This is a genomic window from Streptomyces sp. NPDC085946 (genome assembly GCF_044540485.1).
In the GTDB taxonomy this organism is placed as follows: domain Bacteria; phylum Actinomycetota; class Actinomycetes; order Streptomycetales; family Streptomycetaceae; genus Streptomyces.
Map to the genome: position 1 here is coordinate 17,878 of NZ_JBITSF010000047.1, position 13,404 is coordinate 31,281.

At 70.1% G+C, this 13,404-nt stretch carries 17 protein-coding genes and 3 pseudogenes; 3 read left to right on the forward strand and 17 right to left on the reverse strand.

All coding sequences use genetic code 11. From position 1 onward, the window contains the following. Positions 1-99: 99 nt before the first annotated feature. Both ACIF8T_RS39305 and ACIF8T_RS39310 read right to left on the reverse strand, forming a co-directional pair. Positions 100-858 (reverse strand): DUF6928 family protein, encoded by a 759-nt coding sequence (locus ACIF8T_RS39305; RefSeq protein ID WP_400042142.1) that lies wholly within the window; start codon positions 856-858, stop codon positions 100-102. A 333-nt stretch (positions 859-1,191) separates the two neighbouring features. Next, complete coding sequence (locus ACIF8T_RS39310) at positions 1,192-2,643, reverse strand: FG-GAP-like repeat-containing protein (RefSeq protein ID WP_400042144.1); 1,452 nt, start codon at positions 2,641-2,643, stop codon at positions 1,192-1,194. A gap of 991 nt (positions 2,644-3,634) precedes the next feature. Between ACIF8T_RS39310 and ACIF8T_RS39315 the strand changes: the two genes are divergently transcribed. The 3 genes and pseudogenes from ACIF8T_RS39315 to ACIF8T_RS39325 form a co-directional block, all read left to right on the forward strand. Next, positions 3,635-3,961, forward strand: a complete 327-nt coding sequence (locus ACIF8T_RS39315) for an ATP-binding protein (protein ID WP_400042146.1) — start codon at positions 3,635-3,637, stop codon at positions 3,959-3,961. Between the two features lie 122 nt (positions 3,962-4,083). After that, positions 4,084-5,034 carry a DMT family transporter gene (locus ACIF8T_RS39320; protein ID WP_400042148.1) on the forward strand — a complete coding sequence of 317 codons (951 nt, stop codon included), beginning with the start codon at positions 4,084-4,086 and terminating at the stop codon, positions 5,032-5,034. 174 nt (positions 5,035-5,208) lie between these two features. Further along, positions 5,209-5,337: pseudogene (locus ACIF8T_RS39325) on the forward strand (transcriptional regulator); the annotation flags it as partial. On the opposite strand, the pseudogene ACIF8T_RS39330 reads toward ACIF8T_RS39325, so the two are convergent. The 15 genes and pseudogenes from ACIF8T_RS39330 to ACIF8T_RS39400 all read right to left on the reverse strand — a co-directional run. Next, positions 5,333-6,031: pseudogene (locus tag ACIF8T_RS39330) on the reverse strand (IS110 family transposase); the annotation flags it as partial. The pseudogenes ACIF8T_RS39325 and ACIF8T_RS39330 sit on opposite strands and share 5 nt — an antisense overlap. 282 nt (positions 6,032-6,313) lie before the next feature. Beyond that, entirely contained in the window at positions 6,314-6,508 is a 195-nt protein-coding gene (locus tag ACIF8T_RS39335; RefSeq protein WP_400042150.1) for a hypothetical protein, read from the reverse strand. Beyond that, positions 6,505-6,867, reverse strand: coding sequence for a hypothetical protein (locus tag ACIF8T_RS39340; protein WP_400042152.1), 363 nt, complete (start codon positions 6,865-6,867; stop codon positions 6,505-6,507). Before ACIF8T_RS39340 ends, ACIF8T_RS39335 begins: the two co-directional genes overlap by 4 nt. After that, entirely contained in the window at positions 6,864-7,133 is a 270-nt protein-coding gene (locus ACIF8T_RS39345) for a hypothetical protein (protein ID WP_400042154.1), read from the reverse strand. Before ACIF8T_RS39345 ends, ACIF8T_RS39340 begins: the two co-directional genes overlap by 4 nt. Next, entirely contained in the window at positions 7,130-8,089 is a 960-nt protein-coding gene (locus ACIF8T_RS39350; protein WP_400042156.1) for an AAA family ATPase, read from the reverse strand. The genes ACIF8T_RS39345 and ACIF8T_RS39350 overlap by 4 nt, the downstream gene beginning before the upstream one ends. Next, positions 8,086-8,436 (reverse strand): hypothetical protein, encoded by a 351-nt coding sequence (locus ACIF8T_RS39355; RefSeq protein ID WP_400042158.1) that lies wholly within the window; start codon positions 8,434-8,436, stop codon positions 8,086-8,088. Before ACIF8T_RS39355 ends, ACIF8T_RS39350 begins: the two co-directional genes overlap by 4 nt. Next, positions 8,433-8,942 (reverse strand): hypothetical protein, encoded by a 510-nt coding sequence (locus ACIF8T_RS39360; protein WP_400042159.1) that lies wholly within the window; start codon positions 8,940-8,942, stop codon positions 8,433-8,435. The genes ACIF8T_RS39355 and ACIF8T_RS39360 overlap by 4 nt, the downstream gene beginning before the upstream one ends. A 158-nt stretch (positions 8,943-9,100) precedes the next feature. Beyond that, positions 9,101-9,283, reverse strand: coding sequence for a hypothetical protein (locus tag ACIF8T_RS39365; protein WP_400042161.1), 183 nt, complete (start codon positions 9,281-9,283; stop codon positions 9,101-9,103). 32 nt (positions 9,284-9,315) lie between these two features. Further along, positions 9,316-10,086 (reverse strand): hypothetical protein, encoded by a 771-nt coding sequence (locus ACIF8T_RS39370; protein ID WP_400042163.1) that lies wholly within the window; start codon positions 10,084-10,086, stop codon positions 9,316-9,318. Continuing rightward, on the reverse strand, positions 10,086-10,601 hold the full coding sequence (locus tag ACIF8T_RS39375; protein ID WP_400042164.1) for a WhiB family transcriptional regulator: 516 nt from the start codon (positions 10,599-10,601) through the stop codon (positions 10,086-10,088). The genes ACIF8T_RS39370 and ACIF8T_RS39375 overlap by 1 nt, the downstream gene beginning before the upstream one ends. Next, positions 10,598-10,933 (reverse strand): hypothetical protein, encoded by a 336-nt coding sequence (locus ACIF8T_RS39380; protein ID WP_400042166.1) that lies wholly within the window; start codon positions 10,931-10,933, stop codon positions 10,598-10,600. The genes ACIF8T_RS39375 and ACIF8T_RS39380 overlap by 4 nt, the downstream gene beginning before the upstream one ends. 66 nt (positions 10,934-10,999) lie before the next feature. Next, complete coding sequence (locus tag ACIF8T_RS39385; protein WP_400042168.1) at positions 11,000-11,281, reverse strand: hypothetical protein; 282 nt, start codon at positions 11,279-11,281, stop codon at positions 11,000-11,002. Next, a pseudogene (locus ACIF8T_RS39390) lies at positions 11,278-11,721 on the reverse strand (hypothetical protein). The gene ACIF8T_RS39385 and the pseudogene ACIF8T_RS39390 overlap by 4 nt, the downstream one beginning before the upstream one ends. After that, positions 11,718-12,395, reverse strand: a complete 678-nt coding sequence (locus ACIF8T_RS39395) for a GGDEF domain-containing protein (protein WP_400042169.1) — start codon at positions 12,393-12,395, stop codon at positions 11,718-11,720. The pseudogene ACIF8T_RS39390 and the gene ACIF8T_RS39395 overlap by 4 nt, the downstream one beginning before the upstream one ends. A gap of 457 nt (positions 12,396-12,852) precedes the next feature. Next, positions 12,853-13,056, reverse strand: a complete 204-nt coding sequence (locus ACIF8T_RS39400) for a hypothetical protein (RefSeq protein WP_400042170.1) — start codon at positions 13,054-13,056, stop codon at positions 12,853-12,855. Positions 13,057-13,404 lie beyond the last annotated feature (348 nt).

The window sequence follows — 13,404 nt, forward strand, 5'->3', positions numbered from 1 at the left end:
GGCCTCAGACAGCTGCCCATAGCCCTCGACGGTCGACTGACCAGCTCGCTAGGCCTCAATGCCCACCCGGCCGAAAGTTCGGAACGTAGAGGTCATGAGCTAAAGGCTGTCGCGCTCGACCAGTGAGCCATCAGGGCTCAGCGTGTAGAAGCGCGGCGGATCCATGGCCCTCACGGCTCTGCGCAGCTCCGTTTCCTGCACGGCGGGATCGGGCCCGTATGGGTCCCGCACGTGGAATCCGTACAGCGCGATGGCGTCCGCGTCGACGTCGTCGGGCTCGGGACGGCCCTCCTGGATGAACCCGCAGAGCGCCCGCAACGCGTCCTCGCCCAGCTCCAAGGGATGGAAGGGCAGAGCGTACGGCTCTTCCTCCTCCCCGGGCCAGGGGATGATGTCCGCCGGGCGGTCGCCGGCCCAATAGGGCAGTTCGAAGGGGAGCGGTTCGCCGATGTTCTCGATGATGCCGCTGTCCGGCGACAGACTCAGGGAGCGGACGAGGCGCCCGTCCTCCCACACGGCGAACGCCAGCCAGTCGACGACGCTGTGCATGGCGTGCAGGACGAGCCTTCGGCCGGCGCTTGCCGTCACGAGGTGTTCCGGGAGCCGGGAAGGGGCGTCGATCATTACCCTTTGGTCGCCGATGACCTCCACGCCAGGCCAGCTCGCTGCGTACGCGGTCCCCTTCGGCGGGTACAAGCCGTCCCAAAGGTTCGAGCCCTCGCACTGCTCGATCTCCCGGCCCGGGTAGAGCCGCCGCATCATGGCGACCGTCCGGTCAAGGTCCGCCGCTCCCACATGCCGCAGCAACCCCGGCACGTCGCCGTCCGCGTACACCAACAGTCCCGTCTTGGCTCCCAAAACCTCTCCCCAGAGCGTTACACCTCATGGTGGGCGCACCCTAGCCGCACGCACTGACAAGGTGCCTCAGCGTGCCTGCCCGGCTGAGCCGTCCACGGGCGTTCGAGGCGCTCGACAGGGGCCAATGACAACCGACGGCGACCACCAGGCGTACGAGCCCACTGCTCCTGAACAGGGAAAACGCAGGTCACCAAAATCCCCGGCAAAATCCGGGGAGAGAATTAGCAGGCCGTGGACAGAGAGGAGCCCGGCACGGTGGTGTCTCCCGCTTGTGCCGGGCCCGCCGCGTCCGTATGACACGGGCGCCGTTGGAAGGCGAAATCCGCTTTCGCGTCAGCGAAGCATGTCGTAGCCGAAGCCGGCATAGCCGGAGGTGGAGAGGCCTGCGGAGGAGGCTCCGAAGCTGACGGCATTCTTGGTGATCACGCCCGATGAGGAGCCGCGCAGGCTCCACAGGGCGCCGTCGCCGGCGTTCTCTCCCTCGGCCCCGATGGACAGCTCCGCGTAGCCGTCCCCGTTGAGGTCGGAGAGCCGTACGGACGAACCGAAGTGGTCGTCGTCCTCGTTGCTGCCGGGGACGCCGGTGGTGTCCTGCTGGAACACCTTGGCGTCGGAGGTGGACAGCCCGACGGGTGTGCCGCGAAAGACGGTGACGCTGCCGGTGAGGGTGGCAGTGCCGATGCTTTCGTAGAAGGCGGAGATGGCCGCGTCGGCGAGCCCGTCTCCGTCGGTGTCCCCGAGGGAGAGGGCATAGCCGAAGCAGTCGCTCGACTCGTCGGCGCCGGGCACTCCCGGGGTGCCCTGGTGGATGGTCTGCACCGGGTCGGTGCGGATGCCCTCGTTACCGCCGAAGTAGGTGGTGATGGAACCGCCGAGGTCATCTCCGCTGGAGCCACCCCACCAAGCGCTGGTGACCACGTCGTCGTAGCCGTCCCCATTGATGTCGCCGATGGCCGCCTGCTTATCGCTTTTGAGTACCTCGTGGAGGGCCAGACCCGAGGCGGAGCCCAGGTATACGAGGGTGGCGTCGTACTTGTGCGATGTATCGGGGTAATACGCGCCGTTGACGAGCAGGTCGTCGGCGCCGTCACCGTTCACATCGCCTGAGAGGAGCGAGGCGGCGCCATAGTCGGTATCGCTCTGCAGGGGCGTGGTGAGCTTGTGCCGGGAGGCGGCGCCGGACGACTTGGTGAAACCGCCCTTGTGGATCCAGATGTCCTTGCCCGAGCTGCCGACAGCGAGGTCGGCCTTGCCGTCACCGCTGAAGTCGCCGATGACCAAAGACTGCCCGAACCAGTCGTGCCCGGACGGATTGGGGTCGCCGACGGCCCGAGCGCTGGAGAGGCCCGAGGCGCTTCCCCAGATCACGACGGCGGTTCCGCCATTGGTGTCCTCTCCGACGTCTTCTCCCGGGGCCCCGACGACAAGATCGGCGTAGCCGTCGTTGTTGGGGTCGCCGGAGGCGAGAGCGGCACCGAACAGGTCGTTGTGTTCAGCGGTGCCGGGAATCCCGCTCGAGTTCTGGGTGATCACCTTGCGGTTGGATGCGGTGATACCTGAAGCCGAGCCGTAATTGACGACCACGGCCCCGGCGGATTGCACGCCTCCCACGGTGGCGAAGCGAGCGGATGTGACGAGGTCCCGGTACCCGTCACCGTTGAAGTCGTCGGCGTACTTCGCTGTAGCTGCGGTTGCGGGGACGGCCGCCAGGGTGAGGAGGCCGCCGGTGAGAGCCACCGCCGTTGCGACGGCCAGAGTGGCGCGAAAGGGGTGTCTTTTGTTCATAAGCCTTTCGATTCAGGGCTCACGAAGACAGCTGCACAGAAGAGACAGGCTTCGCAGACAGTAAAGGTGAGGGAACGTAGGGCAGCCGCCGAACATGGCGCCGATGGGGAGCAGCCGGCGAGACCGTGGTTCCAGCCCGGATGACTCGTGCAGGACACCAAGGGTTGTACGGGGGTTGAGGAAATGGTCAGGACCGGCGAGCAAGTCGAGGCGTATGGGATGGAAGAGGTGCACAAGACTTATTGGCGGTCTATGGTAAAAATTGTCTGGCCCGCCTGTTCAGTTCATCGAGGCTCCAGCGCCCGAGAACGGCTGTCGGGCGAGGCGGCGACCCCGAGTACCGCGTGCCGCCGCTGTGCCAGATGCAGGAGCCAAGCGGTCAATCAGGGCAGCCAGTGCTCTGGCCGCATAGGTTCGCCGGGCTGACGGCGTCGGTGCTTGGACCGGCTGGAAACAGTGCGGGAACAATTTGAGCAGTGGCGGAGCCGAACACCAGGCTCCCAGTATGTCTGGCCCGACGTTGGTGATTATATGGCGGAGCCGTTCACCCGGTTGTGCTGCGGGAGTTCCGCGCGTTGATGGTGGGCTATCCTCCCAGTTCGCCGAGAAGCGGCCTGAGTTCTTCGACATCAACGTGCCCGCAGAGCGATTCGGTGTCGAGAACAAGTGAGAGGAGGACTGGCGAAAGCCATTCCGCGTCCACTTCTCGACAACACCTTTGCGGACGAGGAGTTCAGGGCCTTGGTGGGATTCAATCCCCAACGCGAGGACTGCCGTCGGCCCTTCCTGGTCTACTGCTGATCGCCCTGAGTGCCACGGCCGCCACGGCTGGCCACTGTGCCCGCTGCACCACCGCAGCCAGCTTGGTGAGTGACCTCGCTGAGGCGGCCGGCGACAAACAGTTCGGCAAGACCATCACCCGTTACGGACGCGTCGACCTCTCGGTGTTGACGAACTCGGCTACCTCGAAATCGAACGCCTTGGCGCGGAGATGCTCTTCCGAATGGTCACCAAATGCGAGGAGAAGAACAGCATCGCCATCGCCTCCAACAAGGCGTTCACCGGCTGGAGCAAGGCCTTCACTGATCCACGGCTTTGCGCGGTGATCGTGGGTCGGCTCACCCTCAACGCCACGCTCTTCGAGGCTGGCGCCGGGTTCTGCCGCCTCACCTGCACCAAAGCCCGCCGGGACAAGTCAGGCACCCCAGCCACGATGCCGAGGGTCTTCGGAAAAACCAGGACAGCCCGAAAGGTCTCCCCGGCTAAGCTACCCGCCATGCATTCTCCTCTGATCATCTGCCCGCCGCCCCGCTCCTGAGCGGGGTGCTACCCGGGCCCGGCCGACGTATACGGCTGTGGCCCCAGTTCGGCGTGGCCTGAGCCGCCGATGGCCCCCGCTCCGACGATGCCCTTCATTCACGTCGAAGCCGGAGCCTTTCCATGCCAACACGCTCGTCATCCGTCGTTGCCCGCATTCCGCGGTCAGGCACTGCCCTGCTGGTCCTCGCCGGACTGCTGTGGGGCACCGGCGGCCTCGTCGGCTCACTGCTGGCCTCCCGTACCGGGCTGCAGCCGGTCGCCGTCGCCGCCTACCGGCTGCTGGTCGGCGGCGCCCTCATCACTGCCTACGCCGCAGCTGCAGGCAGCCTCAAGACGGTGCCGCGCACCCGCGCAGCGGCAGCCCGGGTGACTGTCGCCGGCGTGCTGCTGGCCGCGTATCAGACTGCTTACTTCGCAGCAGTGCAAGCCACTTCAGTCAGCCTGGCGACACTGACCACGATGGTCGCCATCCCTGTCCTGGTCACGGTCGGCTCCGCCGCCCTCGACCGGCGCCCGCCCACACTCCGCGCAGTCGGATCGACCGTGATCGCCATCAGCGGGCTGATGTTGTTGCTCGGTTCTCCGACCGGCACGAGTGGCCACCACGCTGTAGGAGCGGGCTTGGCGCTGCTCGCCGCGCTGGGGTTCTCCGTGCTCACACTGGACCGCCGAGCGTCGCTGCCTGGCCTGGACCGGGACGCCATGACCGGGCTGGGCTTCCTTACAGGAGGCTTCCTGCTGTTGCCCGCCGGCCTGATATCCGGAATGGAACTGCCACTGCGGATTGACGCGGTCGGCGCCGTGGTGTTCCTCGGGCTGGTGCCGACAGCCATCGCCTACACCAGTTACTTCGCAGGCTTGCATCACGCCGGTGCAGCCGCCGGAGTTGTCGCAGTTCTCCTCGAACCGCTCACCGCCACATTGCTCGCGATGCTACTCGGCCATGATCGCCTGGGCGGGGCACAGATCCTCGGCGCCTTCCTCATCATGGTCTCGATCGGCATCCAGCAGGCTCCGGCCAAGGCGACCCCTACATCCGGGTGGCCCGGTTGGCGGCGTAAGCACGGCTGACGGTCGGGCATGACCCAGATACGCCAGGAACTCGCCACCTGGTGATCTTGGGGTCCTGTGGGTGGCGTGCTCCTTGACGAGGCGGGTCCAGCCGATCCCGCAGGGCTTGCCGCATGTAAATGTAACAACTCTAGTTACAACTGGAACCGGGGAGTACGGGAGGTGGAGTCCGACGTGAGTGCCAACAGCAGGCTGACCATCGCGGCGCACGCCCTGACATGGATCGGGTTGTATCAGCGGCGCGGTCACGAGGTCGCCACCTCCGAGCAGATCGCGACGAGCGTCAACACCAACCCCGTGGTGCGGTGACGGTCTGCTCGTCCAGGGCGGTGAAGGTCTCCTCAACCAACCGCTCGGCCATCCGTGGGGCCTTGGGCCGTAACAGCGTGACCAGCCGCCGCCCGCCAGCCTTACGGATCTGGGCCGGTGAACCGAACCGCTCCAGCAAGGCCAGCACCGCCGGGTGCTGCAATCGTGGCCCCAGGACCCGTTCCAGTGATGGATGGATCTGGGTCAGCAGGCCGTGCAGCCGGCTTGCGACCCTGGTGGCCTCGCCGGCCAGGTCATCGTCGAAGCCGACGATCATCTCCAGCTCGGCGATCGTCTCGTCCTCGCCGTCGATCGCCCGCAGCGTGTGCGGCATCGCGCGGGCCGCGTCGGCGATGATGAACGCGTCCCTCGCATCCGTCTTCGCCTCGCCCGGGTAGAGGCCGGTGATCCGCCGCATCGTCAGCCCCGGCAGATAGGCGACCGGGCAGCCCATGTCCTTGGCGACCGCCAGCGGCAGGGCCCCGATCGAGGCCGGCTGGTCGACCACGACCAGTACCGTTTCGTGCTTGGCCTGGAGCTTCGCGAACAGCTCGCGGAGCTTGGGTTCGGTGTTGGGCAGCCGTTTGTCGAACGCTCTCTTCCCGGCCGGGGTGACGGCGGTGGCGTGATGTTCGCCCTTGCCGACGTCCAGGCCGAGGAAGACGTCGATGTCGCCGGTGTCGATCACGTGCAGGCCCCTCCATCACGCTTTCGTCCGGCCTTTGCCAGAGCACCGAGCTGCCACATCCACGTTACGGAGAGCTTTACCGGCTCGGGTGAAACCGGTGCTCAAGCCCCTCATCAGCGGTCCGTCGATGCCTCCGGACCCGGTGACACCCCCCGGATCATCAACAACAGGAGGGGGAAGTCATGCCGGACCCGAAGGCCGGAGGCCCCATTGCGGAGCCACGAAAAAGGTAACCGGGGAGCCGGGACGGCACGGAGCGTCCGTCACACCGGGCAGGGCGGGTCAGAATCCTGGGTTGATCGTGATCTGGCGCCGGGGGTCACCGGAGCGGGTGTGGACGGTTGCGCGGTGCGCGGCCAGGCCTGCCGTGCCGCCCTGGATCGGCAGGTGACAGTCGGGACAGCCGTGCCACCAGTCGTCTCCTTCCGGGAGGTCGGCCGGGGTGAGCGGGGGCAAGTGCGGCGGCTGGGGCCTCATTCCGTCTCCTGCGAGCTGTGGATGGAGTCGATGGCGGTGGCAGCGTGGTGGGTGTCGACGGGGCTGTCGGCGTCGTCGATCCGGGCGCGGAGCCTGTCCAGCTGCTCCCACGCCTGCCTCAGTTGCTGAGCGAGCCACTTGGTGTCGGCGGGAGCCGCGGCGAGGAACTCCCCGAGAGGAAGCCGTATGTCGCCGCTGGTGCCGAGGACGGCGACGGGGTGGCCGTCGCCGTCCTCGATGAGGCCGGCGTCGTCGTCGCGCTGCCGCCAGCCGTCGGGGACCGTGTTCAGCCGGGCTTCGATGGCGTCCAGGCGGTCGGCTGGAGTGAGGGGGCGCGGGCGGTCGGCGGCGCGGCTCACGGGCTGCCACCTCCCGCCGGACGCTGCCGGTCGGCGAGGGCCAGCAGTTCGATGGCGAGGCCGGGGGCGGACAGGACGGTGCGCAGGATGGAGGCGAGGCCGTCGCGCTCGACGGGGTTGAGCCGGTCCCAGACCGTGTGGGCGTCGCGGTGGACGCCGACGGCCTTGAGGTAGTCGTCCTCGCTGGTGGCGGTGTGCGTGGCACCGCACCGGCCGCACCGGAAGACAACCTGGTCCCAGCCCTGTGTGGTGGGCTCGGCGGTCATCCGCCGATCACCTCCAGCTCGTGCACCTCGTGGTCGGCGGTGTTCTGCGGGTCGTCGAGGTCGTCGTCCGGATCGGCGTCGGTGTTGGGGCCGTGGACGGTGCAGATGATGTCCTCGCTGTCGTCCAGGTCGCCGTTGAGCGCGCGGAACAGGCAGGTGATGCTGTAGGCGGGCGCCCAGGCGTAGCCGGGGCATTCGTCGTCGTGCGGGCAGGGCACCATCACGTCGAACCCGTAGTCGCCCTCGCCGTCGACGTTGGTGCGCAGGGCGAGGGTGAGGTACTGCTGACCGAGGCGGATCTCGCCGACCCGGTCGCCGCCGGCGACGTCGGAGCCTTCCTTCCACTGCCACAGCGGCAGGATCTCCGGGCCGAAGACGCGGCGTACGAGCAGCAGGTCGCCCAATCCTTCGCTGCCGTCCAGGCCGAGGTCGGCGGTCCGCTTCTTGCTCAGCCGCTGCAGGTAGGGCAGCAGTTGGTGGAGGCTGTCGGCGAAGAGCACCTCGTTGAAGCCCTCCGCCAGCAGCGTGGGGTGGGAGTGGACCATCGCCTTGTGCTGCGCACGCACGGTGTCGTCGGGCACGGTGCGGTTGGCCGGCCGCGGACGCTGGCGTTCCACGCACACGGAAGCGGGGGTGGCCACCAGGACCGCGATGACGGGCATGTTGTGCCGCTTGGCGGCGGCAACCAGCGGTTCGCGGGCCTCGCGGGTGACGTTGGTGGCGTCGACCACGGTGAGCAGCCGCCGGGCCGTCCGGCGCTCCAGCAGCAGGTGCAGGACATCGACGGCATCGGCCGTGGCTTCTTGGCAGCCCTCGTCGTCGCTCACCCAGCCGCGCAGCGCATCGAGGGAGAGGACCTGGGAGGCCGGCCACGTGCGGGCCAGGGTGGACTTGCCCGCGCCGGAGGCGCCGATCAGCACGATCAGCGCGTGCTGCGGTAACTGCGGGTAGGTCATGCGGGGTCTCCTTGCGGGTGTAGGGCGCGGGCGGCCCAGGTCAGGCGCTGCCCGGCGTCGTCGGTGAGCAGGGCGGCGGCCTCGTGCAGGGGGCAGGAGGCGTCGCCGTCGCGGTCGGGTTCGAGCTGCTCCGCCTTGCGGGCGGCGGTGCCGACCAGTTGCGCGAGCGCGGGTAAGAAGCCGCCGGGCACGTCGATGTCCTCCTGGAGTTCGCGCAGGATCGCGGCGAGCTCGCGGGCGTCGACGTCGTCGGCGTTCAGATCGTCCTCGATCTGCTGGAGGGCGAGCTGGGCGATGCCGAGTGAGGCGCGCACCCGGTCCAGACGCGTGCGGGAACGGCCGGTCACCGGGCGGTCGCCTTGGTGGTGGCGACCACGGCCGCGACCGTTTCCCAGCCGTGGTGCCAGGCGGAGTAGAGGTGGAAGGCGCCGTTCATGCCGAAGTCGGCGAGCCTGTAGAAGCCGCCCTTGCCGGTCTTGGTGGCGATCATCTCCAGCAAACCCTTGCCCGGGACGCGTCGGTCCGCGGCGTAGTGAGTCGTGAAGGAGATGGCGAGTGCGGCCGCGGCGGCGGCCGGGTGGACCCGGATGCCGAGCGCGCGGGCGCCGGCCCCGGCGACGATCGCCTGGGTGGCCGTGTAGGTCAGGCAGTGCTGAAGGCACGCCTTACGGCCATCAGCCGTGCCGTGGGAGGTCTCCTGCCCGGTGACCGGGTCCTGGTAGGTGACCGGGTGGTCGTCGGAGGCGCCCTTCACGCGGGCACAGAAATCCGACTGGACCCAAAAGTCCCCGATGGCGCTGCCGGCGCGGGTCAAGCCGAGCAGGGCGGCGAAGACGGCGGGACGATGCTGCATGCTGAGGGTGCTCCTTCTTCTGTCAGTTGCGCTCTGGTGTGAGGGAAGGGGTGGTGCTCCGGGGCGGCCGGGCCTTCGTGCCGGCGGCCGCCCCGGGCGCTTCAGCTGTCGCCGCGGGCACGGCGGGAAGGCCGGGCGCGGCGCTCTGCGGCGAGGTGCTACTCGGGGTCGGTGTGGGTGACCACGAGGAACTGGTCGGTGCGCAGGTCCATCACGACCTGGGCGTCCGGCATGCCCTGGGCGCGCCGGGCGGCGGCGTACTCCTCCGCCGGCCAGGAACCGCGGGGTCCTCCGGCGGGGAAGCGTTCCAGGACGGTGCGCAGGCTCTTGCGGCTGTGCATGGGCGTTGTTCCCTTCGGCCTGTGGCGGTCTGTCATCGGTCGGTGTCGTCGGGGGCGGGGGCGTCGCCGAACATGTCGTCCATCGCCTGCGTGACGGCGGCCCGGTTCTCGGGCCGGGTGGCGTTCAGGACGGCGTTGGTGAGGTCGAGCAGGTCGATGCCGTCGAACAGCTCGGTCAGGTCGGCGATGGTCTGCGAGTCCAGGACGGCGCCGCTGTCGGGCCGGTCGTCGTCGAGCTGGCAGTTGAGGGTGTCGATGGCGTCGGCGAGCCGGTGGGCCCGGGCCGGGGTGAGGTCGATGCTGTGGCAGTGCTCCAGGCCGGTGCCCAGGGCGCCGGTCGGGCTGATGTGAAGGCGAATGCTCTGCCCGGGGCCCTCACCGGCCTGGTGTCCAAGGCCGGTGAGGGCTTCTGCGAGGGCCGCGATGGCGCGGTTGCGGTCGGCGTCCGGGTCCGCCGCGGTCGCGGTGTCCCCACCGTCCTCGTCGTTCCCGCCCTCTTCCGCGTCCAGCAGGGGCGCCTCCCAGAGCACTTCGAGGGATTCGACGTGCAGCCGGACGACGCCGCCGGCGGTGGCGGGGAGGGCGAGGTGGCCGGTGACGCGCAGCAGGTCGCCGGGCTGCCGCTCGGTGAGCAGCGCGTGGACGATCTCCGGCTCCATCGTGGTGCACGGCATGACCGCCTCTTCAACCATGTGGTCGGTGCCGGAGGAGCAGGACAGCCGCCAGCAGACGGTGCCGTCGCGGTCGCCGGGGACCGGGTCGGCGGTCAGGTAGCCGTCCAGTGCGAGAGGTATGGCGTCCATCAGCTGGCCTTTCCCAGGTTCTGCTCGGAGCGGGGGGATCCGGTGCGCGTGCGGGGGCGGGTGGTGCGCTGGGCGAGGTCCAGCAGCTGCAGGTTGCGCTGCTGCTGGTCGGGGGTGAGCTGCTCGCGCCAGGGCCGATACGGCTGGGACCACATCGCGCTCGGCTCCGGAGCCGGGGCCTGCGGGCCGGTGCGCCGGGCGCGGTCGGCCTGAGCCACTACACCGACCCAGTCGGGCCCGAGCCGCATCTGCAGGCGGCGGCGCAGCGCGCCGCGTTCGCGGGGCGTGGTGGCCGCCCACACCCCGATCCGGCTGGGTCCGGGGTTGGCCAGGGCCCACTTCAGGCAGCCGGCCGCGATCGGGCAGCTCGAGCACGCGTGCTTGGCCCGGGCGATGTCCCGCTGCGCTGCGCGGATGCTGGTCTGCTCGTGGGCGAACCACTCCGGGTGGGCCTGGCAGGCCAGGGGCTTGTCGGTGCGGGGGAAGGGGATGCGGGCATCGGTCCCGGCGCTCATCGGGTCACCGCCTTGCGGCGGGCGCCGGTGAGCAGGCGGGCGCGCAGGGCGGGCGGGATCGTCTTGCGCTGCCTGGCCCGGGCACGGGCGTCGGCGCGGGCCTGGGCCGTCTCGCACGGTTCTTCGCCGCGGGCTTCGTGGCAGGCGTGGCCCTCGCTGGTGCCGTGCGGGGCGCTGATGCCGTGCAGCACGGCCAGCGGGTACAGCTCGTCGGGGGCGATGTCGGTGCGGGTGTGGATGGCGCGCTGGGTGTAGCCGTCGCGCAGCAGGGTCAGGGCGACGGCCTGGCCGGCGGTGAGCGCCGGCCGGCCGGTGGGGGCGAAGGTCGCCATGGGGGGTCCTTCCGTGCAGAAGAAAGGAGGGCGGCCACCAGCTGGTGGCCGCGGGTGGGGGAGGGGTCAGGCGTGGTCGTCGTCGTGCCGACGCTTGGACTGGAGGTCGGAGGCGAACCGGCCCAGACGGGCCTCGGTGGGGTTCGCGGCGATCCAGGTCTCCGCGCACGCCTTGTGCACGGGCTCGCCGTGGTGGGACCGCATCGGCGTGGGCCGCTGGCACAGCACGTACGGCAGGTCCTGCCAGCGGTCGAAGTGCCGGGCGTCGCGCCAGTCCAGCAGCCCGCCGGGAGGCGGGATGAAGCCCGGCTCGAACAGCGGCTTCCTGCTGCCTTGCGTGCGTTTCACGGCCGGAAGCCGGGCAGCTGCTGGAACACGCGGGTCACCAGCTCCGGTGGCGGCCGCCAGGGACCGAGCTGCCCGTCGGCGGGCACCGGCAGCGGCAACTCGCGGACGTCGGCGAGCACCAGGTGTCAGGCGCCGGGCTGCGCCCACTCGGTACAGGGCACCGAGCCGTCGGGGTCCTGGTGGCAGTCGGTGAGACGGGCGACGCCGATCACCGCACCGGTGACCAGGTCGCGGCCGCGGATCGTGCGGGCGACCAGCGGGGTACGCAGCGCGGGCCGGTCGATGGCCTTGCCCGCGTGCAGCAGCACCCAGCCGCGCCAGGACCACGCCCTGGGCCGGTTCTCGATCGTCTTGGCACCGGCCACAATGCAGGCGGTGTGCGGCTGCTTGACGGTGATGCCGCGGATCCAGTCGCCCCCGGGCAGGGCTGTGGTGCTCATGCGGCCCGCCCCCACACCGCCGTGCCCGGGCGGCCGGCCCGGCGGCCGTTGACGGACGGCGTCGTGGCGTGCGCGGCGGTGGCCAGGTGCGCGCGGCCGGAGTGCTTGCCGTCGTAGAGGGCCGCGTCGGCGGCCCGCTGCAGCACCGACAGGTCGCGGGAGCCGACCATGTCCGGGGTGGCGGCGCCGACCGAGGCGGCGACGTCGACGGTGCGGCCGTCGTCGAGCGTGACCGGGGTGTGCAGCATGCGGACCAACTGCTTCAGGCGGACTTCGCGGCGGCCGCGCGGCAGGCGCAGGACGAGCGCGAACTCATCACCCCCGAGACGGCCGACGGCCGCGCGCGGGCCCGCCCACGCGGTGAGCCGGGCACCGAACGCGGCGAGAACCGCGTCACCGGTCGCATGCCCGAGCGTGTCGTTGATCTGCTTGAAGTGGTCGGCATCGACCATGACCACGGCCGCGTCCTCGCCGCGGTGGCGCAGGATCTGCCGGGCGCGGGCGGTGTAGGCGTCGCGGCGCAGCAGCCCGGTCAGCGGGTCACGGCGGCTGGCGGCCAGGCGCCGGTGCAGCGCGACGGCGTGCACGGTCCAGCCGGTCAACGGCACCACCGCGGTGGTCAGTAACAGCGTGCGCTGGCCGAATCGGCCTCGCGTGTGCAGAACGGGGTTCATACTGAGGATCTCCTTCTCGTCTCGTACGGGATGGGGGCCCGGGACAGGCGACGGTCTGGACGCCTGGCGCCTGTCCCGGGGTATGACTGCGGGTCGTGTTCGGTGCCGGCCGCACAGGGCAGCACAGCGCACGGGGCCGACCAGAACCCCGACCACAGACCCCGACCAAAGGTCACGAACCGGTTACATCCGCTGTCCGCCGCTGGTCGGGGTGATGGTCGCCGCCGTGGTGGGGCCCGTGGTCGGATGGCGACCACGCGCGAGCCGACCTGCCAGGCCTGAGCAAGGTTTATGCGGCCACCGCGACGTCGGGGCAGGTGACCTCTTCACCGGTGAGGGCTCCGACCACCGTGCCGACTTGGCGTGCTCCTTCCTCTGCCAGTTGCGCTCTGGTGTGAGGGAAGGGGTGATGCTCCGGGGCGGCCGGGTGTGATGGCCTGCGGCCGCCCCGGGCGCTTCAGCGGCCGGCAGCGTGCGCGGCGGCGGCGCGGACGGTGTCGGCGAGCAGCACGGTCAGCTCGTGGCCGTGGTCGACGGCGTCCTGAAGGCGCTCGATGAGCTCCGGGGGCAGGCCGCGGTTGCGGGCGCCGGCCAGGACGCCCTCCAGGTAGAGGACGTCGGCCAGGACGCGGCCGCGGACGTCCAGGACGCCGGGCTGCACGGCGAGGACGTCGGTGTTCTTGGCGGTGGCGAGGGCGGCGTGGTCGCGGGCCTTGCGGTAGGCGGTCTCGGACTACTCGGTGAGCAGCGCGTCGACCTGGGCGGCATGGCCGTAGGGGCGGCGCCGGCCGAAGCGGTCGGCGGCGGCCTCGATCAGGGAACGGCGGGCGAGCGGCACGATGACCTCCAGGAGAGGGTCGGTCGCCTGGCCTCGGGTGGCCGGGCGGACACCGCACGACCCCGACCCCGGCCGCGGGGGGTGCCTCTATGTCCTTCGTCAAGCGAGTCGGGGGCTCCTCGGCTCGTAGAAGGTTCCGTCGCGGAGCATGGCGAACAGGACGCTGATGCG